Below are 24385 nucleotides of genomic sequence, written 5' to 3'. Positions count from 1 at the left end.
GCGCCGGCGGGATGCTCGGGGGCGGCCCGGAGGGGGTGCGGCACCTGTGCTGGAGCCGCTGGGCCGGCCGGTACCGCCGGCGGCCAAAGGCCGCTGAACCGCGCCGCGCGCTTGTGAAGTCCGGCGGAAACGAGACGTCCGGCCGGGAAGTCCGGCCGGACGTCTCGCATGGGGGAAGGTGGGGCTCAGGAGCCGTGGGCCACCGCGTCCAGGTGGGGCAGGTGATGGTCCAGGCGTTCCCGCTTGGTGCGCAGATACGTGATGTTGTTCTCGCTCGGCTCGATCAGCAGCGGCACCTGCTCGGCGACCTCGATGCCGTGCTTGGTCAACGCCTCCCGCTTGCGCGGGTTGTTGGACATCAGCCGGACCGAGCGCACCTTCAGGTCGTGCAGCATCTCCGCCGCCACCCGGTAGTCACGGGCGTCCACCGGCAGACCGAGCGCGAGGTTCGCCTCGACCGTGTCCAGGCCCTCCGCCTGGAGCGCCATCGCCCGCAGCTTGGCCAGCAGACCGATGCCCCGGCCTTCGTGACCCCTCAAGTACAGGACGACACCGGCGCCCTCGGCGACCACCGCGCGCAGCGCGGCCGCCAACTGCTCGCCGCACTCGCAGTGCTGGGAGCCGAAGGCGTCGCCGGTCAGGCACTCCGAGTGCAGCCGCACCAGCACGTTCTCGGCCCCGATGTCCCCGTGCACCAGGGCGACCTGCTCGTCACCCCGGTCGTGGTCCAGGTAGCCGATCGCCTGGAACTGCCCGTACGCGGTGGGCAGCGGGGTGTTCACGACGCGTTCCGTGCCCGAACGACGCGGGGTCTTCCCGCCGAAGGCGCCGATGTTTTCTGTCATGATCTGATTCCTAAGCAGAGACGAGAGGCCGTGGGAAACATGAGTGGTTCGGGCGCGCGACCGGCGGCCTACGGGGTGATGCCCGCGGACACCACCGAGGACGTACGGGCGCGGGGGGAGGGTGTGTCACGTCAGGTCGCCGTCCTTCCCGTGGGGAGCTTCGAACAGCACGGTCCTTACCTCCCGTTGGCGACCGACACGCTGGTGGCCTGCGCCGTGGCGCGGGAGATCGCCGCCGCGTACCCGGTGCACCTCCTTCCCCCGGTGACCCTCGCGTGCTCGCACGAGCACGCGGCCTGGCCGGGGACGGTCAGTATCTCCTCCGTTACCCTCCATGCGGTCGTACGTGACATCGCCGACTCCCTGCGCCGCTCGGGCGTGGAGTCGCTCGTGGTGGTCAACGGGCACGGCGGGAACTATGTGCTGGGCAATGTCGTGCAGGAGGCTTCGGCGCGGGGCGAGCGGATGGCGCTGTACCCGGCGGCCGAGGACTGGGAGGAGGCGCGGCAGCGGGCGGGGGTGGAGACCTCGCTGCTGACCGACATGCACGCCGGGGAGATCGAGGCGTCCATCCTGCTGCACGCTCATCCCGAATTCCTCCGCCCTGGCTACGAGTCGGCCGATTTCACCGCCGACGACCGTCGTCATCTGCTCACCACGGGAATGTCCGCCTATACCGAATCGGGCGTCATCGGCCGCCCGTCCCTGGCCTCGGTGGAGAAGGGGAAGGGCCTGCTGGCCGGCCTGGTGGAGAACTTCGAGCCGTACTTCCGGCTGCTGACCTCGCCCGAGGCACCCACCGCGCCGCGCGGGTAGCCGCGCAGGGCGCCGGCCCAGCGGGCGACGAGGACGGCGGCGCCGGGCAGCGCGGCGACGAAGCTGAGCACGCCGTACACCACGGCGACGGCGACGCCGCTGCCGGCGCCGAGTCCTGCGGCGGCGAACGCCCAGGCGGTGACGCCCTCGCGGGGGCCGAAGCCGCCCACGTTCAGCGGCAGCCCCATGGCGAGCAGGGCGAGCACCGCGAGCGGCAGCAGCATCGGCACGGACGCCCCGCTGCCCGCGATCCGGGCCGCGACGACGAACATGCCGAGGTGCCCGGCGAGGACGACCACCGAGGACAGCGCGATGCCCGGCCCGCTCTCCCGCGACAGCAGGCCCTGCCGCGCCTCCCGCAGCAGCCCGCTCCCCGGCAGCGAGCCGGTGCGCCGGCCGGGCGCCTGGTTCATGCGGACGGCGAGGACGACCGCGAGCGCGCCCGCCCCGGCGAGCGCCACCGGCACCGCTACGGTCCGCAGGTCGTCGCGGACCGGGGACGGCAGGGTGAGCAGCAGCGCGGCACCGCAGACGGCGAGCGCCAGTTGCCCGGCGACCCGCTCCAGCACGACGGCCTTGACGGCGCGCCGGATGTCCCCGGCGCTCTGCCCGTGCCGTACCGCCCGGTGCACGTCGCCGAGGACGCCGCCGGGGAGCGCCGCGTTGAGGAACAGCGCACGGTAGTAGTCGGCGACGGCGGCCCCGAGCGGCAGCCGGATGCCGAGGCCGCGCGCGGTCAACTGCCAGCGCCAGGCGCTGAATACGGTGGTGACGGCGCCGATCCCGAGGGCCGCGAGCACGGTGGCCGTGTCGATCCTGCGCAGCCCGTCCACCAGCGGCCCGGTGCCCAGCCGCCACAGCAGCGCACCGAGGATGGCGACGCCGACGACCGTGCCGAAATGCGTGCGCAGCGTGCGCCGGGCAGTGACGTTTCCGTCGGGTGTGCCGGGCGGCCGGGCGGGCTCCGACGGCTCCGGAAGGCCGGTGTCGCGGGTCTCCGCGACCGCCTCGCCCGTCCGCCCGTTCATCACGCCTCCACCGGCCGGGGCAGCGCCAGCAGGTCGCTGTGGTGCACCACGACCTCCAGCTCGCCCGCCTCGCACGCGGCCAGCCGGTCGCGCAGGTAGTCCTCGGCGCGGGTCCGCAGGGCGGGCCGCTCCTCGACTGCCGCGCCGACCCAGCCGCGCAGCCACTGCGCGGTGAGCGCCGCGTGCTCCGCGCCTAGCCGCCAGGGGCTCGGGTGCACCCGTACCGACGCGCCGTGTCCGGCGAACGCCTCGCCGGCCGCGGTGACCGCGTCCGGACCGAGCAGGCCGCCCCGGCGCTGGTGGGCGTTGAACGCCTCGGCCAGGTCGGCGTCCAGTGGGTCCGGCGTCGCGAACTCGACGCGTCCGGCGACGGACAGGGTGAGCAGGGCCGGGCTGCCCGCGCCCGCGCAGGCGGCGGCCAGCGTCTCGATCTCGGGGCGGGTGAGCACGTCCAGCAGCGCGGACGCCGTCACCAGCGAGGCGCCGGACAGCGCGTCCGGCGTGAGCCGGGCGACGTCGCCGCGCCGGGTCTCGACGGTGACCCGGCCGCCATCGGCGGCGACGCGCGGGGAGGCGACGGCCGCGAAGTGCAGCAGGTACGGGTCCCGGTCGTGCAGCACCCAGTGCTGGGCGCCGTCCAGCCGGGCGGCCAGCCAGCGGCCCATCGAGCCGGTACCGCAGCCCAGGTCGTGGATGACCAGCCCGCCCTCACGCGGCGGGAGTTCGGCCAGCCGCTTGCCGAGCGGCTCCAGCAGACCCAGGGCCCGCGCGTCGGCGTCGGCGGGCTCCCGGAGCTGGAGCCACTCGGGCGCGTACCGGGGCGCCTCGTCGGCGTCGCCCTCGCGCAGCCGTACGGTGGCCCGCTCGCCGGGGCGGCCGACGGGGCCGGCGCCGGCGATGACGTCGGAGGTGCCGGTGGGCTCGGTGCCGTCGTTCACCCGGTGTTCCTCCTCGGTGGTGGCGTCGGTCATGCGGCCCTCCTGGGGGCGCCGGGGAGCCTGCCGAGGACCCCGGCGAGGCTGCGGGCGGTGGCGGCCCAGCCGCCGAGCGCGCTGCGCCGGCCGCGCGCGGCGGCCTTGAGGCGGCGGCGCACATCGGGCTCGCCGAACCAGCCGCGCAGTTCGGCGGCGATGGCGGCGGGGTCCTCCGGCGGGACGAGGATGCCGGGCACGCCGCCGTCGGGGGCGCGGCCGACCGCCTCGGGCAGCCCGCCCACGTCGGTGGCAATGACCGGGATGCCGCGCGCGAGGGCCTCGGTGACCGCCATGCCGTAGGTCTCGGCGTAGGAGGTGAGCACCATGAGGTCGGCGGCGGCGTAGCTGGCGTCGAGGTCGGCGCCGGTGCGGGGACCGGTCAGGTGCAGCCGGTCGGCGAGGCCGTACCGCTCGATCTGGGCGCGCAGCGTGGCCACGTACTCGGGGTCGGTGCCGAGGCCGCCGACCAGCGAGCAGGTCCAGGGCAGGTCCCGTACGGCCGCGAGGGCCTCGACCAGGCGGTGCTGGCCCTTGCGCGGGGTGACGGCGGCGACGCACACCAGGTGGGAGATGCCGTCGGTGCCGGGCGCCAGCGGCGCGATGTCGGCGCCGGGGGCGGCGAGGTGGACGCGGTCGGGGGCGAGGCCGTGGTGGGCGACCAGACGGCGTACGGCCCAGTCGCTGGTGGCGATGGTGGCGGGCACCGCGCGCAGCACGGCTCGTTCGCGGGCGTCGAGGTCGGCGGCCACGGCCGGGTCCAGGCCGGTCTCGTCGCCGAGCGGCAGGTGGACGAGGACGGCGATCCGGAGCCGTCCGGCCTCGGGGACGACGATCTCGGGCACTCCGCAGGCGACCAGGCCGTCCAGCAGGACCACGGTGTCGTCGGGCATCTGGGCGAGGGTGCGGGCGAGCGACTCGCGGGCGTCGGCGTCCGGGTCCGGCCAGGCGCCGGGGGCGGCGTGCCGGACGACCTGCCAGCCGAAGCCGGGCAGGTCGAGGCAGACCCGGCGGTCGTAGGCGTTGCCGCCGCTGGGCGCGGCGGGGTCGTCGACGCCGCCCGGCATGACGAAGTGCACGGTGCGCAGCGACATGGGGATGATCCCGAAGTTCTCGGTGTGCTCGGTCTTCTTGGTGGCGCGGGGCTGTGCGGGCACGTAGGCGAGACGGGCCCGGTCCACGGTCAGGTCGCTCACAGGCCACGCTCGTAACTCGCCCAGGCGATGTGGGACTCGTGCAGGGTCACCGAGAGCGCGGACAGGCCCTTCGCCCCCTCGCCCAGCGCGCCCTTGGCGATGCGCTCGGCGAGCCGGTCGGCGACGACCTTGGCCAGGAACTCGGTGGAGGTGTTGACCCCGGCGAACTCGGGGTCGTCGTCCAGGTTGCGGTAGTTCAACTCGGCCGTGATGGAGCCGAGTTCACGCGTGGCGAGGCCGATGTCGACCACGATGTTGTCCTCGTCCAACTGCTCACGGCGGAAGGTCGCGTCCACCAGGAACGTGGCGCCGTGCAGGCGCTGCGCGGGTCCGAACACGTCGCCGCGGAAGCTGTGGGCGATCATGATGTGATCGCGGACGGTGATGCTGAACAACGGACGACCCTCCAGGTGCGGCGCGTCTGGTCCCCCGGAGGTTCCCGTCCGGGGGTTGCCGGGTAATACGGTTCTTCGGTTCCCCGTGTTCAGCCCTCTCTCACTCTTTTCTCAGGTCAGGCCGGGTCGGGATAGCGGATGCGGTGGCACAGGGCGGGGATCTCGCCGCTCGCCAGGCGGGGCATCAGCTCGGGGAGTTCACCGAAATCGCTCTCTCCGGTGATGAGCGCGTCCAGCGCCGGGTCGGCGAGCAGGTCCAGGGCGAGGGCCATCCGCTCGGCGTAACCCCGGCCGGGGCGGGCGGCCGGGGAGACGGTGCCGACCTGGCTGGCGCGGAGGGTGAGCCGGCGGGAGTGGAAGGCTTCCCCCAGCGGCAGGGTGACGCGCCGGTCGCCGTACCAGCTCAGCTCCACGACGGTGCCCTCGGGGGCGAGGAGTTCCAGGGCGCGGGTGAGGCCCTGCTCGGTGGCGCTGGCGTGGATGACGAGGTCGCGCTCGCCGGTGGCCTCGTCGGGAGTGGCGAAGTCGACGCCGAGGGCCTTGGCGGTCTCGGCGCGGGCGGGGTCGGCGTCGACGAGCTGGAGGCGGATGCCGGGGAAGCGGGCGAGCAGGGCGGCGACCGAGCAGCCGATCATGCCGCCGCCGACCACGCTGATCCGGTCCCCGATCTGCGGGGCCGCGTCCCACAGGGCGTTCACGGCGGTCTCCACGGTCCCGGCGAGCACGGCCCGCGCGGCGGGCACCCGGTCGGGCACGACGGTCACGGCGCTCACCGGAACGACGTAACGGCTCTGGTGTGGATGGAGGCAGAAGACCGTACGGCCGGTCAGCTCATCGGGGCCGCGCTCGACCACGCCGACGCTCAGATAGCCGTACTTCACCGGGGCCGGGAAGTCGCCCTCCTGGAAAGGCGCCCGCATCACGTCGTGTTGGCTCTCCGGGACACCGCCGCGGAACACCAGGGTCTCGGTGCCGCGGCTGACCCCTGAGTACAGGGCGCGCACCAGGACCTCGTCCTCACCGGGCTCCGGGAGGGTGACGTCGCGAAGCTCACCGTGGCCGGGCGAGCTGAGCCAGAACGCGCGGGCGGCGGGGTTCATCGGCATCCTCCTGAACGATCGGGAACTTGCTCACGTACCGAGAAGGGCACAGGCCGCGCACAGTACGCGGCCTTGATCGACTCTGTCACTCGGCCGGAGGATGCGCGGTGGCCCTGAACAACACGTATGACGCGAGGCTTCAGCAGGAGACGGCCGTGGGAGCGGGCGTACAGATCCTGCTGCTCGCCCTGCTCGGCCCAGCCATCGGCATGGGGGTGGCCGGCTGGCTGTCGGGGCTCGCCTTCGCGTTCGCCACCTGGGCGGTGCTCTCGCGCGCCCTGCACCGCTCCGCGCTGCGCTCCTTCGGCCCGGCGAACCGGGTCACCCTCGGCCGGGCCACCCTCGTCGGCGGGGTCACCGCGCTGGTCGCGGACTCCTTCCAGAGCACCCCGCCGGTCACCCTCCTGGTCGGCCTCACGGCCGTGGCCCTCCTCCTGGACGGCGTCGACGGCAAGGTCGCCCGCCGCACCGGCACCTGCAGCACGCTGGGCGCCCGCTTCGACATGGAGGTGGACGCCTTCCTCATCCTGGTCCTCAGCGTCTACGTCTCCACTCTTCTGGGCCCGTGGGTCCTCCTCATCGGCGCGATGCGCTACGCCTTCGTGGCCGCCGCCCACTTCGCTCCCTGGCTCAACGCCCCCCTCCCCCCGTCCTTCGCCCGCAAAACAGTCGCCGCCGTCCAGGGCATTGCCCTCCTGATAGCCGGCTCCTCCCTCCTCCCCCACCCGGCCGAACTCACTGTGGTCCTGGCGGCCCTGGGCTCCCTGGTGTGGTCCTTCGGCCGGGACGTGGCGTGGCTGTGGCGGCACGGGCGGATCAGCGCCGCGGAGATGGCGGTGGAACCGGATTCGGCCCCTGCCGGGACGGTTCAGGCCAAGGTGCTGGAGTTGGCAGCTCGCTGAGGGGGCTGAGTGCCGAGAGCCTCCGTTCCCGAGCACTGGCGAACTCGTTCCTCGGCCTCACAGTCCAGGACTCGGGTCGATCCGCTCAGAACAGTAGACGCGCTGGCTCGGCCAGGACGGTACGAGCGCCCTGAAAGTCCGCCAGCCTGGCTGCCACCGTCGCGATTGCCAGGCGCGCGGGGAGAGCGGCCGAAAACTTCAGTCCCCGTACTGCCCGGCCGTCCACGTCGGGAAGTACCAGGTTTTCACCTACGCTCTCGCGAGCCGCGTGCCAGGCGGCCGGAGTGAGGTCTTCGCGTAGGCGCACCCAACAGTCCGTCGGACGTTGCACAGGATCAGCGACCGACTGGAGAGTTGCACCAAGGGTGGCGTTGGCGCGGTAGCCGGCCCAGGTCCACCAGCGGACATCGCTGCCCACGCGAGTGATCAAAGTACCGCCCGGATGCACCGCTCCGGGGGCGTCGCTCTCGCGCTGTTCGGCAAGGGACGCCTCGGCGCGGCGGGTCAGTGACACGGGCGGGTCCGCACCGAGCAGCACCCTCATCGAGGCATACCGTCCGCCGCACTGCCCGCCGGCCTGGCACTGGGCGCCCTCCTTGGCCCGTACCGTGCCGGTGACCGAGGAGATCGCCGAGGAGACGACCAGCCTTCTCAAGGAGACGGGCCTGCACGGGCACAAGTACGCCATCGACGAGGCCCCCGCCGCCGTCGCCCTGCGGCAGCCCGGCCCGGTCACCGTGTTCACGTCGGACGAGGCCGGCATGCGCAAGCTGTGCGCCGACGGCGTGGTCGTGCCCTGGTCACCGCCTCCGGACGGCGACGACAGACCGCTCACCCTGCCTGGACCGTCCGGCCGCCGGACGGGCGCTCGCTGCCCCTTCCGCTGTATACCCCCTCGGTAAGGACTGATCAACCGACACCGTCCGCACCCTGAACGGCCGGAGCCCCGATCAGGACCGTCGGACCAGTGCCGGGGACGGTAGCGCGGTCGACGGTTCACGCGCGGTGGAACACGTCGAGTGGGCCGTAAGCAGTCGGCTTGCTGCCGGCCAGCTCGGGATGGTTGCCCACGCGGTCCCGGAGGATGCCGACGGTGTCGGGCCACACGGTGAAGTGCCCTCCGTCGCCGACGAGGATGCGGTCCCAGTCCTGGGAAGCCGAAACGCCGGCTCGGTCGATGACGAACCCGCGGCAGTCGGCCGCATCCTGATCGAGCGTGCGCACCAGTGCCGCGACCGCCTCCTCGCGGTCGGACACGGGGACGTCGGTGAGGCGCAGCGTGATGCTCTGTGTCGTCTCGTCCGTCCGTCGCACGATGCCGGTCAGGGACTGGTCGTAGCCCTTCCAGCAGGTGAACTCGGCCTTCGAGTAGCGATCGTCGGCCAAGGCGGCGGCTAGGGCTGCGCCATCACCCATCAGCGGCTCACGGTTTCCGACCGGCGTCTCGCGGAATCCGAAGAGGGCATTGGTCAGCGGGTGCACGGCGGAAAGCCCGGCGGTCTCCAGATGCGTGAGGAGCTGATGGGCGCGCGCGCTGTCCAGTTTCGGCACGTACCAGGTGAAGAAGCCCGCAGCCTTGGACGGGGCCGCGGCGGGGGCGTGGTCCGGGAACTCCTCCTGGAAAATGCGCCTGGCCCGTTCGTCGGGCACGTCAGGGACCGAGTAGTGGTTGGCCCGGATGTGGTCCAGGAATTCCTGCGGCAGTGCAGCGTGGTGACGCCGTACGTAGTACGTGAGATCGACGGGCCAGAGCCAGATGCCATCCGTCATCAGGGATCCGGAGCCGACGATCCACTCTTCGCCAGTGAGGACGTCGCGCTCGGCGCCCATCGTGGAGTAGATCTCCAGGGCCGATTCCAGGTAGGCGAGGATACGGTCCTCGTCCCAGGGCCCACTGTCCTGTACGGCATCTCGCAGCGACGGCGCATCGTCTGCCGTGGTGGCCTGACCGCCGATCTCCCGGTAGAAGCCCGCTCGCTTGATCATTTTCACTCCTGTGAGCCTGCCCTAGTGGGCCATGGGCAGGTAGGTGCGCCAGTAGCCATTGTTGCCGATGGTGGGGGTCTGGTTGAGGCCGAGCTGGGGGGACGTTCCCACCTTGCTCGTGGGCGCCGTCACGGGCACGCCGAGCTCGTTGGCCACGGACTGCGCGAGGGGCAGCTCGGGCGGTCTCGCGTCCGCGCCGGAGTAGCAGGAGATGAGGCGCACCGGTTCACCGTGGTAGTTGGGATTGCTGCGGATCGCGTCCGCGATGTGGTTGGGATGCACTTCGAAGTCTGTGAGGGTCTTTCCCGCGGCGTTGATGCGGCCGGGGACGAAAACCCCCTCGTCCGTTCCGTGAACGACCACGTCGTGTACGCCGGGAACACGGGCGACCCGTTGCAGATTGTTCAGGGTGCGCTCGTCGTAACCCACGGTGGTGGTGTTCTTCCCGAAGTAGACCGGGTCGCCCGAGACCAACTCGTGGTCGCCGGCCCGCGCCGGAGGAGCCGGAATCTTCGAGTCGGGGGACTGGATCAGCTTCCACGTACGGGACTTGCCCATCTCGTCGAGGGCCGCGTGTTCAGCCGGAAGCCGTTGAACAGGCCCTCCATTCCGCCGTTCTCGGCGACGATGCGGGCTGTGCTCCCACCTGCTCCGAACGCGCCGCCGAACTCCATGCCGTAGCGGGCGGAGTCGCTCACCTCGTCGAGGCTGAAGCCCTTGCTCTCGCCGGTGGCGATGGCGACGGGCTGGGTGACGGCGAGGTCGACGGTGATCGACTCGAGTCCACCGATGGCGGCCGTGGCCAGGGTGGTGCCGGCGATGGCGGCGATCTCGGTGGACACGGTGACGCCGAGCGTGGCGGACAGCTCCAGGATCGAGGCGGTGGCGGCAATCGCGGCGCCTTCTGAGATGCCGAGCGTGAAGACCGCGAGGGCTGTGCCGGCCACGATGGTGGCGCCGACGATCTCCAGCTCGTGTTCCAGATGCTTCACGGCCTTGTGGACGACGTCGGCGTACTGGTCGAGGGCCTTGGCCATGTCGCGGGCGCCATCGATCATGTCCTGCAGCCAGCCGTGGCCGTCGTGGTAGTAGCGACGCCAGAACGGGTCGTCGAAGGCGGATATCGCCTCGCCCTTGTTGTGCTCGATGATGCCGCGCGCCGACTTGTTCGCGGCGGCCGTCACGTCTTCCAGGTCGTCGGCGAAGTCCCGCCATGCTTTGGCCGCGTCCCGCAGCCCCCCTTCGTCCGCATCCGGCCACCACATGCCGGTCAGGTCCTGGACGATCTCTTTGGCCTTGTCGGCCGCGCTCACCGCGCGCTCCCGTGGCCGTCGTGCGGGGCGGCCTGGACCTTGCTGAACATCGAGCGGATCATCAGTTCGTTGTCGATGTGACCGTCGGCCATGTCTGTCATGGCCGCTTCGATGCTGGCCAGGCCGAGCGCGAGAATCCCGGCGGCGGTCTCCATCCTCTTGACGTGCGGGCCGGAGTGCTCGTGGAACTTCTTCCCCTGCTCGTCGTCACCCACGGCGAACCGGCCGCCGCCAAAGCGGTCTTGAGCTTGGTCAGCGCCTTGGCCAGGTCGGAGCTGTGCGTGTGGAAATGCGGGGCCGTCGCCTTCAGATCGGCCATCCTGATATCGAGTATCTTGCCGTCGCTGTGGTCGCCCATGGCGTCTTCTGCTCCCCCTGAGTCGGCTGACCGGCCCGAAGACGGTAGTCCACCGAGCCGGGCTGCTTTCGCGGCCCTGACAAAGGGGCGGCAAAGTTCCGATCAAGGTGGGCAAAGGATGCACACTCTCGCAGCCCGGCCTACTTCCGGGCTGCGGCCTCGTACCGGTCGACCTGGTCGCGCAGGAGCTTGGTGGCCGTGTCGGCTTCCGCGTTCGTGAGGCCGCCGGTGCCGACGTTGATCAGGGTGGGCCCGTCGAGGGTGAACTGCTGGAGCAGCGTGGTGCCGTCGCTGTCGATGCGTACGCCCAAGGACTGATCGCCGAGCTTGTCCACGCTCATCGGCGAGTACTTCAGCACCGACCCCTGATAGGTCTCCTGGTGGCAGGTCTCGAGTGCCTTCTCCATCGCGGTGAACGACTCGGCGGCATCGCTCGCGCTCGCGTACTGCCGAATGCCCACGGTCGCAACCGTGGCGGTCAGCCCTCCGCCCTTCGGGGTGGACTGCAAGTCGTCCAGCTCAAGTCCAGTCTCCGAGCCGGTCGTGGGGAAGAGCCGCGTGCCCCGGCCGACGACCACGGGACAGGTGAGCAGATGTCGCTTCCTCCGCCCGACACGTGCCGTGCCGAAGGGCAGCGGCGGCCGCCGCTGCCCTTCGGTATGGACGCCGCTCAGTGCGCCGGGCCAGGGCTGCTGCGTGCCGCCGACGCCCACGACGCCGTGGCGACCTACTCGGCCTCCCCTCGAAGTGTCCGCACTCGCCCTGCTGTGCCCCCGTGAGCGCCGCGGACGGAGCGGGGAGCCGTGGCGGTCGTAGCGCGAGCCCACCGCTCTGAGGCATGGACAAGGAGCTACTGCTGTCCTGGGACCGCCATCTCCCCAAGGAACGACCAGTCATCCTGCGGAACGCTCACGTTCACGATGCGCGGCGTCTCGACCAGATGCGGCGGCAGCGTCTGCTGCGCAGCCTTGAAGTGCGCGGACTGCACATGCCTGGCCCCTGCCTCGTCGTCGCGGAAGGCCTCGACCAGGACGTACTCCGTCGGATCGTCCACGCTGCGCGACCAGTCGAACCACAGACAGCCGGGCTCGGCGCGCGTCTCCCGGGTGAAGTCAGCGGCGATCTCGGGCCAACGGTCGGCGTCTTCAGGACGCACTCGGAACTTCGCGGTGATGAAGATCATGGGATTCCTTCGCTGATGTCTGTGCACCCTGCATGGGAACAGACGTTGTGTATACGGCACCGGCCGGACGGCGAGCCGATCCACGGGCAGGCGGGCTTCGCTTGCGTTCCGTCCGCGCCATCAGGACTCATGGCGACGCGATCGTACGATCTCAGCTCGCGGGTGCCGGCCAGCGGACTCCACGACACCGAATGCGTCGCCATAGTGGCGGACGGATCGTTACGACCGGAGTACCAGTTTCCCGTTCCCGTACGGAGGGACCTTGGTCCGCGGCAGGTGCAGTCGGATGTCCGCTGCCTGGCCGGCGGTCAGGATGAACGCCAGCGGGCGGCACCTGCGGTCGGCGGCGAGGTGGACCCTGCTGGTCCGCCCGCCCCTGGAGCGTCCGAGGAGGGCGGCCTTCAGGCGGAGTTTCCGCCGACGCCGGACCCGTCGTCGTTCTTCCCGCGCGGGATCGCTTTGGTGCAGGTTCGGCTCGGTGGGGATGCCGGTGCCGATGTCGAGGAACTGGTCGATGCCCCGCGCCGCCAGCCATGCGGCGGCGCGGTGCATGAACTCCCGGTTGCGGGCGGCGCTGCGCCGGGACTGCTCGGGCAGCGTCTCGCCCACCTGCTGGTCGACCGGGTAGTTGTCCTTCCCGCCCAGCAGCCAGTCGTAGACGCGGGCGGGATGGGGCTTGCTGGTGTCGATCCGCACGGGACACTCCTCCATGCGCGGGGTCACGGAACCGGCCTGCGCCGGAAGAGTATCCGCCGCACGGCTACCGCTTCTGTTCCACGCGCACCCAGTCCACCTCCGCCTGCACTCCCCCGCCGGCGATTCGGTCCACGCTGGACTGCGGCAGCCCCCAGTACGGCGAGGTGACCTGGTTCCAGCCGGCCGGGTAGGCGCCGCCCAGGGCGAGGTTCAGAATGACGTACTGGTTGTGGTCGAACACCCACTGCCCGCGCGTCGATTCCAGCTTGTTGCGGGTCGTCTCCTGGACGAGTCGGTCGTCGACGTAGAACCGCATCGCGGTCGGCGTCCACTCCACGGCGTAGGTGTGCCACTGGTCCGCGCGGCCGCCGTTCGGGTAGGTCTGGCGGGCGCCGATGTTACCGTCCGCCGAGTAACCGGGCCCGTGCAGCGCGGAGCTGGTCCAGTCGCCGTAGCCGATGTTCTCCATGATGTCCGTCTCACCGGACGCGGGCCAGGAGACGGACGGGTCGTCCACGTTGCTGCCCAGCAGCCAGAAGGCGGGCCAGAACCCGTCGCCGACCGGCAGCTTCATCCGGGCGCTCACCTTGCCGTAGCTGAAGTCGAACTTGGTGTGGGTGTCGATGCGGCCGGAGGTGAAGTCGTAGGTGCCGCCGCCCGCCTTGGTGCAGCCCTTGCAGTACTTCGCCCGGAGGATCAGCTCGCCGTTGTCGGTACGGATGTTGTCGGCCGAGTCGACGTACGCCTGGGACTCGCCGTTGACGGACCCCATCTCGGAACCGGTGCGCACCACACGCCACTTGGAGCGGTCGAGGGCCGCACCGGTGAAGTCGTCGAAGAACGTGGTCTGGTAGCTGCCGGACTGCTCGCCGGGCAGCGCCGGGTAGGACGCCGAGGCGCTGCCGCCGGTGCCCCAGACCTGGAACTCGTAGAGCGAGTAGCCGAATTGCGCGGTGGAGGGCGCCGGGTTGTAGAAGGAGCGGCGCTCCTTGCCGAGCATGCGGACATAGCGCCCGGTGGCCGGAGTCGGGAGGGTGACCGCGTCGTGCAGTCCGGCCGCGTCGCCGGGCGCCTGCACGTTGGCGCGGCGGGCCGAGACCTCGGCGGCGGACGGCTGGTACACGGTGCGCCAGGTGCGGTTGTCGTCGGAGACCTGGAGCAGGTAGTCGACGGCGTAGGCCGACTCCCAGTACAGGTCGACGGAGGAGATGGTGGAGGTCGCGCCGAGGTCGACCGACACCCACCGGTCGGCGTTCCAGTCGCTGGACCAACGGGTGCTGTCGCCCTTGAGGCTGGCGGGCCAGCCGCCGTCGGTGACGAACGCCGGTGAGTTCCCGGCGTGCTGGTAGAGGTTGGAGTACGCGGGGTGGTTGAGCGCGAGGTTGGTGCGGGTGGTGGAGGCGGCCGCGGGCTCACCCCCGTAGACCTTGAAGGAGTACAGCGAGTACCCGTACGGCGTGGCGCGTTCGAGGCCGCGCAGGCGGACGTAGCGGCCGGTCACCTCCTGCGGGTAGGTGTGCGCGGTGACGGAGCCGCCGGTGCCCGCGGTCTCGGTGTAGAACGGCGTCCAGTCGGTGCCGTTGCGGGAGACCTCCAGGACGTATCTCTTGCCGTACGCGGCCTCCCAGTCGAGGACCACGCGGTCGACGCGGATCGTGCTGCCGAGGTCGACGCGGATCCAGGCGTCGTCGGCGAAGTTGCTGGACCAGCGGGTGGCGCCGTTGCCGTCGAAGGCGAGCGCGGCGGCGGTGCCGGCCTTCTCGCTGCCGGAGGCGGTGACGGCGGCGGGGTTGGCGGCGTAGGCGGTGGCGGCGCGGTCGGTGTCCCAGGTGGCGGCCGCGGCGGCCGGCGCCGCGGTGGCGGGGGCGGTGAGGGCCGTGGTCCCGGCGAGCAGGGCGACGGCGGCGAGTGCGGTGAGCAGGGTGCGGGGGGTGCGTGACGGCATGCGGCTCTCCTCGGAAGGATCTGTCGGCGGTGCGGGGGCCTGGACAGTGCGGTGCCTGGTGCGTGTCACATGGAAGGCGGGGGGCGGGCACGGGGTGAGCGCGCCCGCCCCGGGGGGGGCTCAGGCCGCGCGGCGCCCGAGCCTGCGGTGGGTGTCGATGATCTCCGCGTACCGGCGCCCGCTGGCCTTGATCGTGCGGGCCTGGGTCGCGTAGTCGACGTGGAAGAGGCCGAACCGCTTGTCGTAGCCGTACGCCCACTCGAAGTTGTCCATCAGGGACCAGGCGAAGTAGCCGGCGAGCGGGGCGCCCTTGGCGACGGCGGAGGCGCAGGCGGCCAGGTGGCTCTCCAGGTAGGCCCGGCGCTCGGGGTCGTCGACGGTGCCGTCCGGGCCGACCCGGTCGGGGAAGGACGAGCCGTTCTCGGTGACGTAGATCCTGCGGGCGCCGTACTCCTCGGTGAGGCGCAGCAGCAGGGTCTCGAGGCCGCTCGCGTCGATCTCCCAGTCCATACCGGTGCGCGGTACACCCTCCCGGCGCACGGAACGGGTGTACGGAGCGGGCCCGTGGGGGTCGTCGGCGACATGGGCGGGCATGTAGTAGTTCAGGCCCAGCCAGTCCAGCGGGGCGGCGATGGTCTCCAGGTCGCCCGGCTTCTGGGGCAGTTCCACGCCGTACAACTCGACCATGTCGGCGGGGAAGCCGCGGCCGTGCACCGGGTCGAGCCACCAGCGGTTGACGTGACCGTCCTGGCGGTGTGCGGCGGCCACGTCCTCGGGGCGGTCGGTGGCGGCGTGCACGGTGGAGAGGTTGGTGACGATGCCGATCTCCGCGTCGGGCGCGGTGGCGCGGATCGCCTGCGTGGCGAGGCCGTGGCCGAGGAGCAGGTGGTAGGAGGCGCGGACGGCAGCGGTGAGGTCGGTCCAGCCGGGGGCCATCTTGCCTTCGAGGTGGCCGATCCAGGCCGAGCAGAGGGGCTCGTTCAGGGTGGCCCAGTGGGTGACACGGTCACCGAGCCGTTCGGCGACGGCCGAGGCGTACGCGGCGAAGTGCTCGGCGGTGTCCCGCTCCGGCCAGCCGCCCCGGTCCTGGAGCACCTGCGGCAGGTCCCAGTGGTAGAGGGTGACGGAGGGGGTGATGCCCGCCTCCAGCAGGGCGTCGGTCAACTCGTCGTAGAAGGCCAGCCCCTTGGGGTTGACGGGGCCGTCGCCGCCGGGCATCACACGCGGCCAGGCGACGGAGAGCCGGTACATGTCCACGCCCAGTTGGCGCATCAGGCCGAGGTCGTCGCGCCAGCGGTGGTAGTGGTCGCAGGCGATGTCGCCGTTGTCGTCGCCGTCGATCTTGCCGGGGGTGTGCGAGAAGGTGTCCCAGATCGACGGTGAGCGGCCGTCCTCGGCGACGGCGCCCTCGATCTGGTACGCCGACGTGGCCGTGCCCCAGCGGAAGTTGTCCGGGAAGGCGGCGAGGTCGATGGGCTCGGACATGGAAGTCCCTTCGAGGTGCGGGGAGTCGGTCACTTGACGGCGCCCGCCGTCAGTCCGGTGACGAGATAGCGCTGGAGCAGCAGGAACCCGGCGACCACGGGGACGCTCACCACGAGCGAGGCGGCCATGATCTGGTTCCAGTAGACGTTGTAGAGGGTGGAGTAGCCCTGGAGTCCGACGGCGAGGGTGCGGGTGGTGTCGTTGGTCATCACGGACGCGAAGAGGACTTCTCCCCACGCGGTCATGAAGGCGTAGACGGCGACGGCGACGATGCCCGGCACCGCGGCCGGCACGACCACCCGGAACAGGGCGCCGAGCGGGCCGCAGCCGTCCACCAGCGCCGCCTCGTCGAGGTCGCGCGGCACCGAGTCGAAGTACCCGATCAGCATCCAGATGGAGAACGGCAGCGAGAAGGTCAGATACGTCAGGATCAGCCCGCCGCGCGAGCCGAACAGGGCGATCCCGGTGGCGTTGCCGATGTTGATGTAGATCAGGAACAGCGGGAGCAGGAAGAGGATGCCGGGGAACATCTGCGTGGACAGCACGGTGACCGTGAAGACACGCTTGCCCCGGAAGTCGTACCGGCTGACCGCGTAGGCGGCGAAGACCGCGATGACGACCGAGCAGATCGTGGCCGATCCGGCGACGATCAGCGAGTTCACGAAGTACCGGGCGAGCGGCACGGTGGACCAGATGTCGATGTACGGCCGGATCGTCAACTCGCTCGGCAGCCAGCGGAACTTGCCGGTGACGTCGGCGAGCGGCTTGAGCGAGCTGGAGACCATGACGTAGACGGGCAGCAGCACGAAGCCGGTGAGCAGGGTGAGGAAGATCCGGCGGGACCACAGGAACGTACGGGGCGGCGCCATGGGCGACGAGTCAGCCATTTCCGGCCCTCCTTCCGCGCGAGGTGAACAGCAGGTATCCGCCGGTCACGGCCAGCAGGAAGAGCAGCAGCAGGACGGACATGGCGGAGCCGGTGCCGAAGTCCCAGGTGAGGAAGGTGGTTTGGTAGATGTGCACGGAGATCAGGTCGGCGGCCTCGGGCGCCGCCCGGCCGAACAGGACGTAGGGCGTGTTGAAGTCGTTGAACGTCCACAGGAACAGCACCAGGACCAGTACCTGGTTGACCGGGCGCAGGGACGGCAGGGTGATGCGGCGGATCTGCTGCCACATCCCGGCGCCGTCCAGGGCGGCGGCTTCGTAGAGTTCGCGCGGGATGTTCTGCAGGCCGGCCATCACGATGAGGAAGGCGAACGGCCAGCCCTTCCACACCGAGACGGTGAGCAGGGCGTAGAAGCTGTTGTCGCCGATGAGCCAGAAGGACGGCTTGTCGGTGAGGTGGAGCTGGTCGTGCAGGACGTGGTTCACCAGGCCGTTGTCGTGCTGGAACATGAACACCCAGGTGATCACGGCCGCGTAGACGGGCAGCGCGTACGGCACCAGGAACAGGGCGCGCAGGATGCCGCGGCCCCGGAAGGTGTCCTGCATGAAGATGGCGGCGGCGGTGCCGAGCGCCCAGCACAGGGCGACGGAGAGCAGGGTGAAGCCGACGGTGACGGCGAAGGAGCGCAGCAGCGCCTCGCCGGCCGGGGCGTCGAAGTCCACGGCCACGCGGTAGTTGCGCAGGCCGGTCCAGGGGGCGTTGCTCCAGTCGCGCAGGGTGAAGCGGGTGATGGACCGGAAGCTCATCAGGGTGCCGATGACCATCGGCACCAGATGCACGAGGAGTTCGAAGACCAGGGCGGGCAGCAGGAGCAGGTACGGGAGCGCGGTGCGGCGGGACCGCCCGGTGCGGCGCGGGCCGCGCGCCGCACCGGGGGTGTCCTCGCGCACCGGTTCCTTCAGAACGGTGGAGGTCATGGACGTCAGGCCGCCGGCATCTGCTGCTGGGCCTTCTCCAGCTTGGCCTTGACGGAGGCGGTGGTGACCGCGCGCCCGGCGGCGGTGTCGGCGAACAGGTCCTTCACCGCGGTGCCGACGGCGGTCTCGAACTGCGACTCGGTGGCGACCTGCGGCAGCGCGGCGGCGCTCTTGGCGAGGGTGTCCTTCAGCACGGCGGTGGACGGCCCGTCGAACGCGGGGTCCGCTTGCGCGGCCTTGACCGGCGGGATGGAGCTGTACGCCTTGTTGAGGATCTTCTGCTCGGCGTCGCTGGTCATGAACTTCACGAACTCGGTGGCGCCGTCGAGGTTGTGGCTGTCCTTGAAGACGGCGATGTTGATGCCCGCGGCCATCGAGTTGACCTGGGCGCCGGGTCCGGGGGTGCCCTTCTGGACGGGTACCGGGGCGACACCGTAGGCGTCGTCCTTCATGCCCTGGGACTTGAGGTTGGCGGCGGCGGACTGCCAGAGCAGCATGGCCAGCTTGCCCTTGGCGAAGTCGCTGACGGACTGGTTCTGCGCGTACTCGGCGTTGCCCGCCGGGATGGCCTTGTCCTTGGCCATGAGGTCGACGTACTGCTTGACGGCGTCGACCACCTTGGGGTTGGTGAAGTCGGGCTTGCCGTCGGCGGAGAAGAAGTCGGCGTCGTGCTGCTTGGCGAAGACGAAGACGTGGTGGACGTTCTCGGAGAGGTTCGACCCCTCGGCGCCGAGCACGGACTTGCCCTTGGCCCTGATCTTGGCGCCGTCCGCGACGAGTTCGTCCCAGGTGGCCGGGGGCCCGTCGATGCCGGCGTCGGCGAAGATCTGCTTGTTGTAGTAGAGGGCGTACGCCATCGAGTACAGCGGTACGGCGGCGGGGTCCTTGCCCTCGGCGCCGGTGGAGCCGAGCGCGGGGTCGACGAAGCGGTCACGTCCGCCGATCTTGGCGAAGTTCTTGGCGTCCCAGGGCAGCAGCGCGCCGGTCGCCTGCAGGGAGGCGCTCCAGGTGTTGCCGATGTTCAGCACGTCCGGGCCCTGGCCGGAGGTGGTGGCGGTGAGGATGCGGTTGAGCAGGTCGGACCACGGCACGACCTCGACCTTGACCTTGATGCCGGTCTGCTTCTCGAACTTGTCCAGCTCCGGCTGGAGCACCTGCTTGTCCACGGCGATGCTGGCGCCCTGGTTGGAGGCCCAGTAGGTCAGCGTCTTGGACGAGCCACCGGCTCCGTCCCCGCTGTCCGTACCTCCTCCGCACGCCGTTGCCGCGAGGGCGAGAGACATGACGACGGCGCCTGTGGCCGCGGCTCGGATGCTGCGCATGACTCCAGCGGTCCCTTTCCGGGAGAGGGGAACCCCGAAAACCGCGTCGGCTCCTCAGGGCTTAATTTAGGACGTGAGTTAATCCTCCGGCGGGGGGTGCGTCAAGGGATGCGGCACGGGTAAGTGAGCGGGTCTCGCCTTCTGAGAAGATCACCCGTCAACTGTCCTGTACTGGAACGGGTTTCCGGGGCCGGACGAAGCAGGGGGAGAGTCGATGAACACGTCCAGTGAGGCGTTCCGGCCGCTTCAGGCGGACGATCCGGTCATGGTGGGGGGATACCGGCTGGCCGCGCGGCTCGGCGCGGGCGGGATGGGGCGGGTCTACCTGGCGCACACGCGGGGCGGGCGACCGGTCGCGATCAAGGTCGTACGGTCGGAGCTGGCCGACGACCCCGCCTTCCGGCGCCGGTTCCGCCGGGAGATCGCGGCGGCCCGCCGGGTCCGGGGCGCGTACACCGCGGAGTTGATCGACGCCGGTCCGGAGGCCGAACCGCCGTGGCTCGCCACGCTGTACGTTCCGGGGCCCTCCCTGGCGGACGTCGTGGCCGAGCGCGGACCGCTGCCGGTCCCGGCCGTGCTGCGGCTGATGGCGGGCGTGGCCGAGGCGCTCCAGGCGATCCACGGGGCCGGCATCGTGCACCGGGACCTGAAGCCGTCGAACGTGCTGCTGGCCACCGACGGCCCCCGCGTCATCGACTTCGGCATCTCCCTGGCCGCCGACGCCACCTCGTTCACCGCCACGGACGCCGCCATGGGCACGCCCGTGTTCATGGCTCCCGAGCAGGCGTCCGGCGGCGAGATCACCCCGGCGACGGACGTCTTCGCACTCGGACAGACGGCGGCCTTCGCAGCCCTGGGTGAACCGCTCTACGGCGACGGCTCGCTGCCCGCCGTGCTGTACCGGATCGTCCACTCCGCGCCCGATCTGTCGTTGCTGCCCGAGGAGTTGCGCCCCCTGTTCGCCCGCTGCCTGGCCGCCGATCCGAAGGAACGGGCCACTTTGGCGGACATCGTCCAGTGGTGCGGGGAGCGCGTCGCCCAGGGCCCCGACGGCGGTACGGGGTCGTCCGTCTGGCGGGAGATCAGGGGGTCGGAGCTGACGGTTCCGGCACCCCTCGCCCCGTCGACCCGGATGCTCCCTCCCACCTCCGTGCACTGGCCCTACGCGCCCCCGCCGGCCGAGCCGATGTCCCGCAGGACGCGTGTGGCGCTGATCGCGGGCGCCCTCGCGGCCGTCATGTCCCTGGCGCTGCTGGGGGGCCTGGCGTGGGCGGGGCTCGGCTCGGCGGGGTCGCACGGTTCCACGGCGAGGGGTTCGCAGGGGCCGGATACCGATGCCTCGGGAACGGGAACGGGAACGGCGGCGGGCGCCGGCGGCTCCGGCTCCCTGGGCGGCGCGGTCGAAGCCACGTCCCGTCCTTCCCCCACCGCCCCCGCGACACCGCTGCCCATCGCCGAGCCCCTCCAGCACCTGGACGCGACGAACTCCCTCGACCTCGGCGACCAGGACGTCCGGAAAGACCGCAAGGGCGACATCCGCTTCACCTGCGGCGCACAGAAGTGCTGGCTGGAGAGCCGCAGCAGTGTGCTCCTCCCGCGCTTCGCCGAACCGGGCGCCACCTACGACTCGTGCGAGTTCGAGCTCCGTCATGCCACCAGCCATCACCTGCCCCTGGCGGTCGTGGCGACGGGGAGCGAGATCTGCGCCAGGGACCGCGCGGGCAACATCGCCCTCCTGGTGGTCCAGGTCAAGTCGACCGCGTCACCCGACGTGGGTTTCCTGATGGTGGACGTGACGGTCTGGCCGAAATCCTGAGCGGGCGCACCGGTCAGCCCAGAGGGCCCGCCAGGTGCCAGCCGTCGGCGAGCAGGCGGTCCGCCGCCTGGAGGGCCGCGGTCAGGCGGGTCCGGCGGTCGCCGTGGAGCTGCTGCCAGGGGACGCCGGAGGTGGTGAGGGTTTCGCGGAAGCGGTCGGTCATCCAGCCGCGCAGGTGCTCACCGTCGCGCAGACCGTCGTCGTCGAAGGGGACGTCCTTACCGGGAGCCCGCCATCGGCTGCCGCTTGTAGAAGGACTCCTCCAGGTAGGCGGCCTCGTGCGGCTGGTAGGGCTCCTCCAGGTAGGCGGCCTCGGCATCGTCGAGTTCGACGTCCACCGCAGCGACCGCGTCGGCTAGTTGGACCGGCTTGGTGACCCCGACGATGGGCGAGGTCACCGCCGGGTTGCGCATGACCCAGGCCAGGGCGACCTGGGCCGGGGACAGACCCCGCTTGCCCGCGATCTCGTGGACGCGCTCGGCCACTGCCTGGTCCCCGTCGCGGTAGAGAATCTTGCCGCCCGGGTCTGTTGCGGCACGCGCCGTGGCAGTGTCCCGGACCCGCGTCAGCCTGCCCCGGGCCAGCGGGCTCCACGGGATCACGCCGATGCCCTGGTCGGCGCAGAGCGGGAGCATCTCCCGCTCTGCTTCTCGGTGGATGAGGTTGTAGTGGTCCTGCATCGACACGAACCGGGTCCAGCCGTTCAGGTCAGCCAGGTACAAGGCCTTGGCGAACTGCCAGGCGTACATGGAAGAGGCGCCGATGTAGCGGACCTTCCCCGACCTGACCGCGTCGTGCAGCGCCTCGAGGGTTTCCTCGATCGGAGTGTCATAGTCCCAGCGGTGGATCTGGTACAGGTCGATGTAGTCGGTCCCCAGTCGCTTCAGGGAGGCGTCGAGCTCGGCGAAGATCGCCTTACGGGACAGCCCGGCGCCGTTCGGGCCGGGGCGCATCCGCATCCAGACCTTGGTGGAGAGAACGACCTCCTCACGCCGGGTGAAGTCCTTGACCGCCTGACCGACGATCTCCTCGCTGCTTCCGGCGCTGTACCCATTGGCCGTGTCGAGGAAGTTGACGCCGGCCTCAAGGGCCTGCTTGATGATGTCCCGGCTGGCGTCCACGTCCAGCGACCAGGGCTCACCGCCCCGGTTCGGCTCGCCGAAGCTCATGCAGCCGAGGGTGATGGCGGAGACTGCCAGCCCGGTCTTTCCGAGTCTGATGTATCGCATGCTTCGGAATCTAGGAGTTGGAGTGCGCTCTCACGCAAATGCGAAAGGCCCGGGGCATGCGGGATGCCTGGTTGCGCCGTCCGCCCCGCCGCCGGCGCAGGTAACCGGCCTGCTCTAGGTCGGTGACGACGGCCAGGATCGTTCGTCCGGTGATCTCGAAGGCAGCGATCGCGCGCAACCGCGCTTGCGGGTCCTGCGCGACGGCCCGCAGCACCTTCCAGGACTGCCGCTTTTTTAGTTGCCGTTGCGCTGCCACCGCCGAAAGGTCGTGAACCCGGCCCCAAGGGCGGCCCGCCGCGCCCATCATTCGTACGACTCCACCGGAGTCGGTCAGCGCGGGAAGCACTCCTTGCGCCCGGTGCCCGCCGGTTCGAAGCACACGCGAAGGCCGGTGAGATAGCCCGCGCGGATCATGGGGGTGAACAGGTAGCCCTCGTCGTCGTTTTTGTCGGCGGCCCGGACCCGTTGCGGCGAGCTGTTGGGGACCGACACCTCCACCGCGTCACCGGTATGTGAGCGCCACATCCGCGCCCATGCGGCGCCGCACTGCTCGCTGTACCTGATCTCGAAGTGGGCACCGGTGGAGGCGGTGCGCTGAGGGCCCAGTGTGTGGGCCCGCCCGGGCATGCCGCAGCCCATCAGCTGGGGGCTCTTGCCCGTGCACGTCTGTGCGTGACATCCAGGGCCGGGTGCTGCGGGGGGTGAGGCCCGCCCCGCGGACGTGCCGGCCCCGGTGGAGAGCACGACCATCCCCACCCCTGACGCCAGGCCGGCCACACACACGGCAGCGACGACCGCCCGCACGCGCAGCGTGGTGCGCGCGGCACCGTCCCTGGTCCCTCCGGCACGGCCGTCGGGCGGACCGCCCTGGCCGAGCCGGTCGCTGTCCGGCCGCGCTGCTGATCTTCCGGCTGCCGGGCGCGCTGCCTTCCGGGCCCGCCCGCTCCACTCCTGATCAGCCAGTTCCCACAGGGCCAGCAGCCGCTCGGGCGGCTCCTGCGCCCTTGCGCAGAGCGCCTCGACGGCCTGGCGCGCAGGCAGTTGCTTGCCATTGAGGTAGCGCTCCCAGGAGGATTTGCTGTACGCGGTTTCCTTGGCCAATGCAGCCATGCTCAGGCCGGTACGCATCCTCAGCCGGCTCAACTCCTGAGCAAGCCGTGCACACGCGGACGCCGCGGTGCCCGGTGCGGCGTCCTTCACCTCCGAAGCACCTTCCAGGTCTGCGGGCCCACCAGGCCGTCCGTCGCCAGTCCGGCTTTCTCCTGCAGCCGCTTGACGGCCCGCCTCGTCATCTCCCCGTACACGCCGTCCACGCCACCTGGATCGAAACCCGAGTAGCGCAGCAGGCACTGGGCCTCCACGACGTCCCACCCTGGCTGGCCGAGCACGGCGGTGCGGGTGGTGCTGTAGCCCGCGTACAGCTGTCCGTTCTTCCGTTCGACCGCGCAGGGGTACGTCTTTCCCGGCTTGTAGGCGTAAACGCCATGGGCCGTGGCGGCCGTGTCCTTTCCACTGTCCCCGTGGCCGCTCCAGGGCGCTGCCACCAGCAGGCCGACGACCAGTGCACCGAGCAGCACAGCGGTGAGGACACCGATCGGCGCCGCCCGGCGTGCGCCGGCCCCGCGCGTCGGCGCGGCAGCCGCTTCGGCCGTCACCTCCTCCCTGCGCCACGCCTCTTGCGCAAGCTCATGGAGCACCAGGAGCCTCGTCGGCTCCGCGCCGCTCACCCGCGCCAGTTCTTCCACGGCCTCTCGCGGCGCCAGCGCCTTTCCGTTGAGGTAGCGCTCCCAGGAAGAGCGGCTGTAGCCGGTCTTGGACGCCATCGACGACAGGCTCAGTCCGCTGCGGTCCTTCAGCCGCCGCAATTGGACGACCAGCTGCTGCACACGGTCGTCAAGGGAATCCGGTAACGCCTTCCAACGCGACACGTTCCACC

General features: G+C 71.0%; 25 protein-coding genes and 3 pseudogenes. 4 read left to right on the top strand and 24 right to left on the bottom strand.

Annotated features, from left to right (window positions below; translation table 11 throughout):
- Positions 1 to 185: 185 nt before the first annotated feature.
- On the bottom strand, positions 186 to 845 hold the full coding sequence (gene ribA / locus E5082_RS26780) for a GTP cyclohydrolase II (RefSeq protein WP_135793825.1): 660 nt from the start codon (positions 843 to 845) through the stop codon (positions 186 to 188).
- A 39-nt stretch (positions 846 to 884) separates the two neighbouring features.
- On the opposite strand from ribA, the gene E5082_RS26775 reads away from it, so the two are divergent.
- Positions 885 to 1661 carry a creatininase family protein gene (locus E5082_RS26775; protein WP_135793824.1) on the top strand — a complete coding sequence of 259 codons (777 nt, stop codon included), beginning with the start codon at positions 885 to 887 and terminating at the stop codon, positions 1659 to 1661.
- 56 nt (positions 1662 to 1717) lie between these two features.
- Here the strand turns inward: E5082_RS26775 and E5082_RS33095 are convergent.
- The 5 genes and pseudogenes from E5082_RS33095 to E5082_RS26750 form a co-directional block, all read right to left on the bottom strand.
- Positions 1718 to 2689: pseudogene (locus tag E5082_RS33095) on the bottom strand (lysylphosphatidylglycerol synthase transmembrane domain-containing protein); the annotation flags it as partial.
- On the bottom strand, positions 2689 to 3660 hold the full coding sequence (locus E5082_RS26765) for a class I SAM-dependent methyltransferase (protein ID WP_135793822.1): 972 nt from the start codon (positions 3658 to 3660) through the stop codon (positions 2689 to 2691). The gene E5082_RS26765 and the pseudogene E5082_RS33095, both read right to left, overlap by 1 nt.
- Complete coding sequence (locus tag E5082_RS26760) at positions 3657 to 4856, bottom strand: glycosyltransferase family 4 protein (RefSeq protein WP_135793821.1); 1200 nt, start codon at positions 4854 to 4856, stop codon at positions 3657 to 3659. The genes E5082_RS26765 and E5082_RS26760 overlap by 4 nt, the downstream gene beginning before the upstream one ends.
- A complete protein-coding gene (locus E5082_RS26755) occupies positions 4853 to 5251 on the bottom strand; it encodes a 6-pyruvoyl trahydropterin synthase family protein (RefSeq protein ID WP_086689971.1) in 399 nt (132 codons plus the stop codon). The genes E5082_RS26760 and E5082_RS26755 overlap by 4 nt, the downstream gene beginning before the upstream one ends.
- 116 nt (positions 5252 to 5367) lie before the next feature.
- Positions 5368 to 6351 carry a zinc-dependent alcohol dehydrogenase gene (locus tag E5082_RS26750; RefSeq protein WP_135793820.1) on the bottom strand — a complete coding sequence of 328 codons (984 nt, stop codon included), beginning with the start codon at positions 6349 to 6351 and terminating at the stop codon, positions 5368 to 5370.
- 107 nt (positions 6352 to 6458) lie between these two features.
- Here E5082_RS26750 and E5082_RS26745 point away from each other — a divergent pair, with 107 nt between their 5' ends.
- Positions 6459 to 7253 (top strand): CDP-alcohol phosphatidyltransferase family protein, encoded by a 795-nt coding sequence (locus tag E5082_RS26745; RefSeq protein ID WP_135793819.1) that lies wholly within the window; start codon positions 6459 to 6461, stop codon positions 7251 to 7253.
- 85 nt (positions 7254 to 7338) lie between these two features.
- On the opposite strand, the pseudogene E5082_RS33090 reads toward E5082_RS26745, so the two are convergent.
- Positions 7339 to 7827 (bottom strand): annotated as a pseudogene (locus tag E5082_RS33090) (DEAD/DEAH box helicase); the annotation flags it as partial.
- Positions 7828 to 7849: 22 nt separating this feature from the next.
- Here E5082_RS33090 and E5082_RS26735 point away from each other — a divergent pair.
- On the top strand, positions 7850 to 8155 hold the full coding sequence (locus tag E5082_RS26735) for a hypothetical protein (protein WP_208766260.1): 306 nt from the start codon (positions 7850 to 7852) through the stop codon (positions 8153 to 8155).
- Positions 8156 to 8249: 94 nt separating this feature from the next.
- Here the strand turns inward: E5082_RS26735 and E5082_RS26730 are convergent, their stop codons facing one another.
- The 12 genes and pseudogenes from E5082_RS26730 to E5082_RS26670 all read right to left on the bottom strand — a co-directional run bounded on the left by E5082_RS26730 (position 8250) and on the right by E5082_RS26670 (position 19404).
- Positions 8250 to 9239: a hypothetical protein gene (locus tag E5082_RS26730; RefSeq protein WP_135793817.1), complete on the bottom strand. Its 990-nt coding sequence runs from the start codon at positions 9237 to 9239 to the stop codon at positions 8250 to 8252.
- 21 nt (positions 9240 to 9260) lie between these two features.
- Positions 9261 to 9797: a hypothetical protein gene (locus E5082_RS26725; RefSeq protein ID WP_229918983.1), complete on the bottom strand. Its 537-nt coding sequence runs from the start codon at positions 9795 to 9797 to the stop codon at positions 9261 to 9263.
- Positions 9770 to 10552 carry a WXG100-like domain-containing protein gene (locus E5082_RS26720; protein ID WP_135793816.1) on the bottom strand — a complete coding sequence of 261 codons (783 nt, stop codon included), beginning with the start codon at positions 10550 to 10552 and terminating at the stop codon, positions 9770 to 9772. The genes E5082_RS26725 and E5082_RS26720 overlap by 28 nt, the downstream gene beginning before the upstream one ends.
- On the bottom strand, positions 10549 to 10767 hold the full coding sequence (locus tag E5082_RS33595) for a hypothetical protein (protein WP_308437573.1): 219 nt from the start codon (positions 10765 to 10767) through the stop codon (positions 10549 to 10551). Before E5082_RS33595 ends, E5082_RS26720 begins: the two co-directional genes overlap by 4 nt.
- Before the next feature lie 283 nt (positions 10768 to 11050).
- A complete protein-coding gene (locus E5082_RS26710) occupies positions 11051 to 11371 on the bottom strand; it encodes a hypothetical protein (protein WP_135793815.1) in 321 nt (106 codons plus the stop codon).
- 389 nt (positions 11372 to 11760) lie between these two features.
- Positions 11761 to 12093, bottom strand: a complete 333-nt coding sequence (locus E5082_RS26705) for a putative quinol monooxygenase (protein ID WP_135793814.1) — start codon at positions 12091 to 12093, stop codon at positions 11761 to 11763.
- A 282-nt stretch (positions 12094 to 12375) separates the two neighbouring features.
- Positions 12376 to 12804 (bottom strand): annotated as a pseudogene (locus tag E5082_RS33085) (SAM-dependent methyltransferase); the annotation flags it as partial.
- A gap of 49 nt (positions 12805 to 12853) precedes the next feature.
- Positions 12854 to 14734 carry a discoidin domain-containing protein gene (locus E5082_RS26690; RefSeq protein ID WP_135793813.1) on the bottom strand — a complete coding sequence of 627 codons (1881 nt, stop codon included), beginning with the start codon at positions 14732 to 14734 and terminating at the stop codon, positions 12854 to 12856.
- A gap of 120 nt (positions 14735 to 14854) precedes the next feature.
- The gene (locus E5082_RS26685) at positions 14855 to 16219 is read right to left on the bottom strand and encodes a GH1 family beta-glucosidase (protein ID WP_135793812.1); all 1365 of its coding nucleotides are present in this window, start codon (positions 16217 to 16219) and stop codon (positions 14855 to 14857) included.
- A 29-nt stretch (positions 16220 to 16248) separates the two neighbouring features.
- Positions 16249 to 17088 carry a carbohydrate ABC transporter permease gene (locus E5082_RS26680; RefSeq protein ID WP_135794025.1) on the bottom strand — a complete coding sequence of 280 codons (840 nt, stop codon included), beginning with the start codon at positions 17086 to 17088 and terminating at the stop codon, positions 16249 to 16251.
- 10 nt (positions 17089 to 17098) lie between these two features.
- The gene (locus tag E5082_RS26675; protein ID WP_135793811.1) at positions 17099 to 18082 is read right to left on the bottom strand and encodes a carbohydrate ABC transporter permease; all 984 of its coding nucleotides are present in this window, start codon (positions 18080 to 18082) and stop codon (positions 17099 to 17101) included.
- A gap of 5 nt (positions 18083 to 18087) precedes the next feature.
- Positions 18088 to 19404, bottom strand: coding sequence for an ABC transporter substrate-binding protein (locus E5082_RS26670; protein ID WP_135793810.1), 1317 nt, complete (start codon positions 19402 to 19404; stop codon positions 18088 to 18090).
- A gap of 214 nt (positions 19405 to 19618) precedes the next feature.
- Here E5082_RS26670 and E5082_RS26665 point away from each other — a divergent pair, with 214 nt between their 5' ends.
- The gene (locus E5082_RS26665) at positions 19619 to 21220 is read left to right on the top strand and encodes a serine/threonine-protein kinase (protein WP_190045401.1); all 1602 of its coding nucleotides are present in this window, start codon (positions 19619 to 19621) and stop codon (positions 21218 to 21220) included.
- Positions 21221 to 21233: 13 nt separating this feature from the next.
- Here E5082_RS26665 and E5082_RS32485 read toward each other — a convergent pair whose 3' ends face one another.
- The 5 genes from E5082_RS32485 to E5082_RS26645 all read right to left on the bottom strand — a co-directional run bounded on the left by E5082_RS32485 (position 21234) and on the right by E5082_RS26645 (position 24335).
- Entirely contained in the window at positions 21234 to 21383 is a 150-nt protein-coding gene (locus tag E5082_RS32485) for a nucleoside triphosphate pyrophosphohydrolase family protein (protein ID WP_167514149.1), read from the bottom strand.
- 55 nt (positions 21384 to 21438) lie between these two features.
- Positions 21439 to 22449, bottom strand: coding sequence for an aldo/keto reductase (locus tag E5082_RS26660; protein ID WP_135793809.1), 1011 nt, complete (start codon positions 22447 to 22449; stop codon positions 21439 to 21441).
- A 10-nt stretch (positions 22450 to 22459) separates the two neighbouring features.
- Entirely contained in the window at positions 22460 to 22705 is a 246-nt protein-coding gene (locus E5082_RS26655) for a hypothetical protein (protein WP_135793808.1), read from the bottom strand.
- A gap of 74 nt (positions 22706 to 22779) precedes the next feature.
- Positions 22780 to 23649: a helix-turn-helix domain-containing protein gene (locus tag E5082_RS26650; protein ID WP_135793807.1), complete on the bottom strand. Its 870-nt coding sequence runs from the start codon at positions 23647 to 23649 to the stop codon at positions 22780 to 22782.
- Positions 23646 to 24335, bottom strand: a complete 690-nt coding sequence (locus tag E5082_RS26645) for a peptidoglycan-binding protein (protein WP_308437575.1) — start codon at positions 24333 to 24335, stop codon at positions 23646 to 23648. The genes E5082_RS26650 and E5082_RS26645 overlap by 4 nt, the downstream gene beginning before the upstream one ends.
- Positions 24336 to 24385 lie beyond the last annotated feature (50 nt).

This window comes from Streptomyces griseoluteus (assembly GCF_004784465.1).
Lineage (GTDB): Bacteria > Actinomycetota > Actinomycetes > Streptomycetales > Streptomycetaceae > Streptomyces > Streptomyces griseoluteus.
This window is presented reverse-complemented; position numbering and strand designations above follow the sequence as displayed.

Excerpts from the sequence above, each read along its gene's own strand:
- E5082_RS26660 (WP_135793809.1), bottom strand. The coding sequence starts at position 22,449 with ATGCGATACATCAGACTCGGAAAGACCGGGCTGGCAGTCTCCGCCATC.
- E5082_RS26670 (WP_135793810.1), bottom strand. The coding sequence starts at position 19,404 with ATGCGCAGCATCCGAGCCGCGGCCACAGGCGCCGTCGTCATGTCTCTC.
- E5082_RS26765 (WP_135793822.1), bottom strand. The coding sequence starts at position 3,660 with ATGACCGACGCCACCACCGAGGAGGAACACCGGGTGAACGACGGCACC.
- E5082_RS26690 (WP_135793813.1), bottom strand. The coding sequence starts at position 14,734 with ATGCCGTCACGCACCCCCCGCACCCTGCTCACCGCACTCGCCGCCGTC.
- ribA (WP_135793825.1), bottom strand. The coding sequence starts at position 845 with ATGACAGAAAACATCGGCGCCTTCGGCGGGAAGACCCCGCGTCGTTCG.
- E5082_RS26685 (WP_135793812.1), bottom strand. The coding sequence starts at position 16,219 with ATGTCCGAGCCCATCGACCTCGCCGCCTTCCCGGACAACTTCCGCTGG.
- E5082_RS32485 (WP_167514149.1), bottom strand. The coding sequence starts at position 21,383 with ATGACCGACCGCTTCCGCGAAACCCTCACCACCTCCGGCGTCCCCTGG.
- E5082_RS26775 (WP_135793824.1), top strand. The coding sequence starts at position 885 with ATGAGTGGTTCGGGCGCGCGACCGGCGGCCTACGGGGTGATGCCCGCG.
- E5082_RS26730 (WP_135793817.1), bottom strand. The coding sequence starts at position 9,239 with ATGATCAAGCGAGCGGGCTTCTACCGGGAGATCGGCGGTCAGGCCACC.
- E5082_RS26680 (WP_135794025.1), bottom strand. The coding sequence starts at position 17,088 with ATGGCGCCGCCCCGTACGTTCCTGTGGTCCCGCCGGATCTTCCTCACC.
- E5082_RS26725 (WP_229918983.1), bottom strand. The coding sequence starts at position 9,797 with ATGGGCAAGTCCCGTACGTGGAAGCTGATCCAGTCCCCCGACTCGAAG.
- E5082_RS26665 (WP_190045401.1), top strand. The coding sequence starts at position 19,619 with ATGAACACGTCCAGTGAGGCGTTCCGGCCGCTTCAGGCGGACGATCCG.
- E5082_RS26705 (WP_135793814.1), bottom strand. The coding sequence starts at position 12,093 with ATGATCTTCATCACCGCGAAGTTCCGAGTGCGTCCTGAAGACGCCGAC.
- E5082_RS26750 (WP_135793820.1), bottom strand. The coding sequence starts at position 6,351 with ATGAACCCCGCCGCCCGCGCGTTCTGGCTCAGCTCGCCCGGCCACGGT.
- E5082_RS26675 (WP_135793811.1), bottom strand. The coding sequence starts at position 18,082 with ATGACCTCCACCGTTCTGAAGGAACCGGTGCGCGAGGACACCCCCGGT.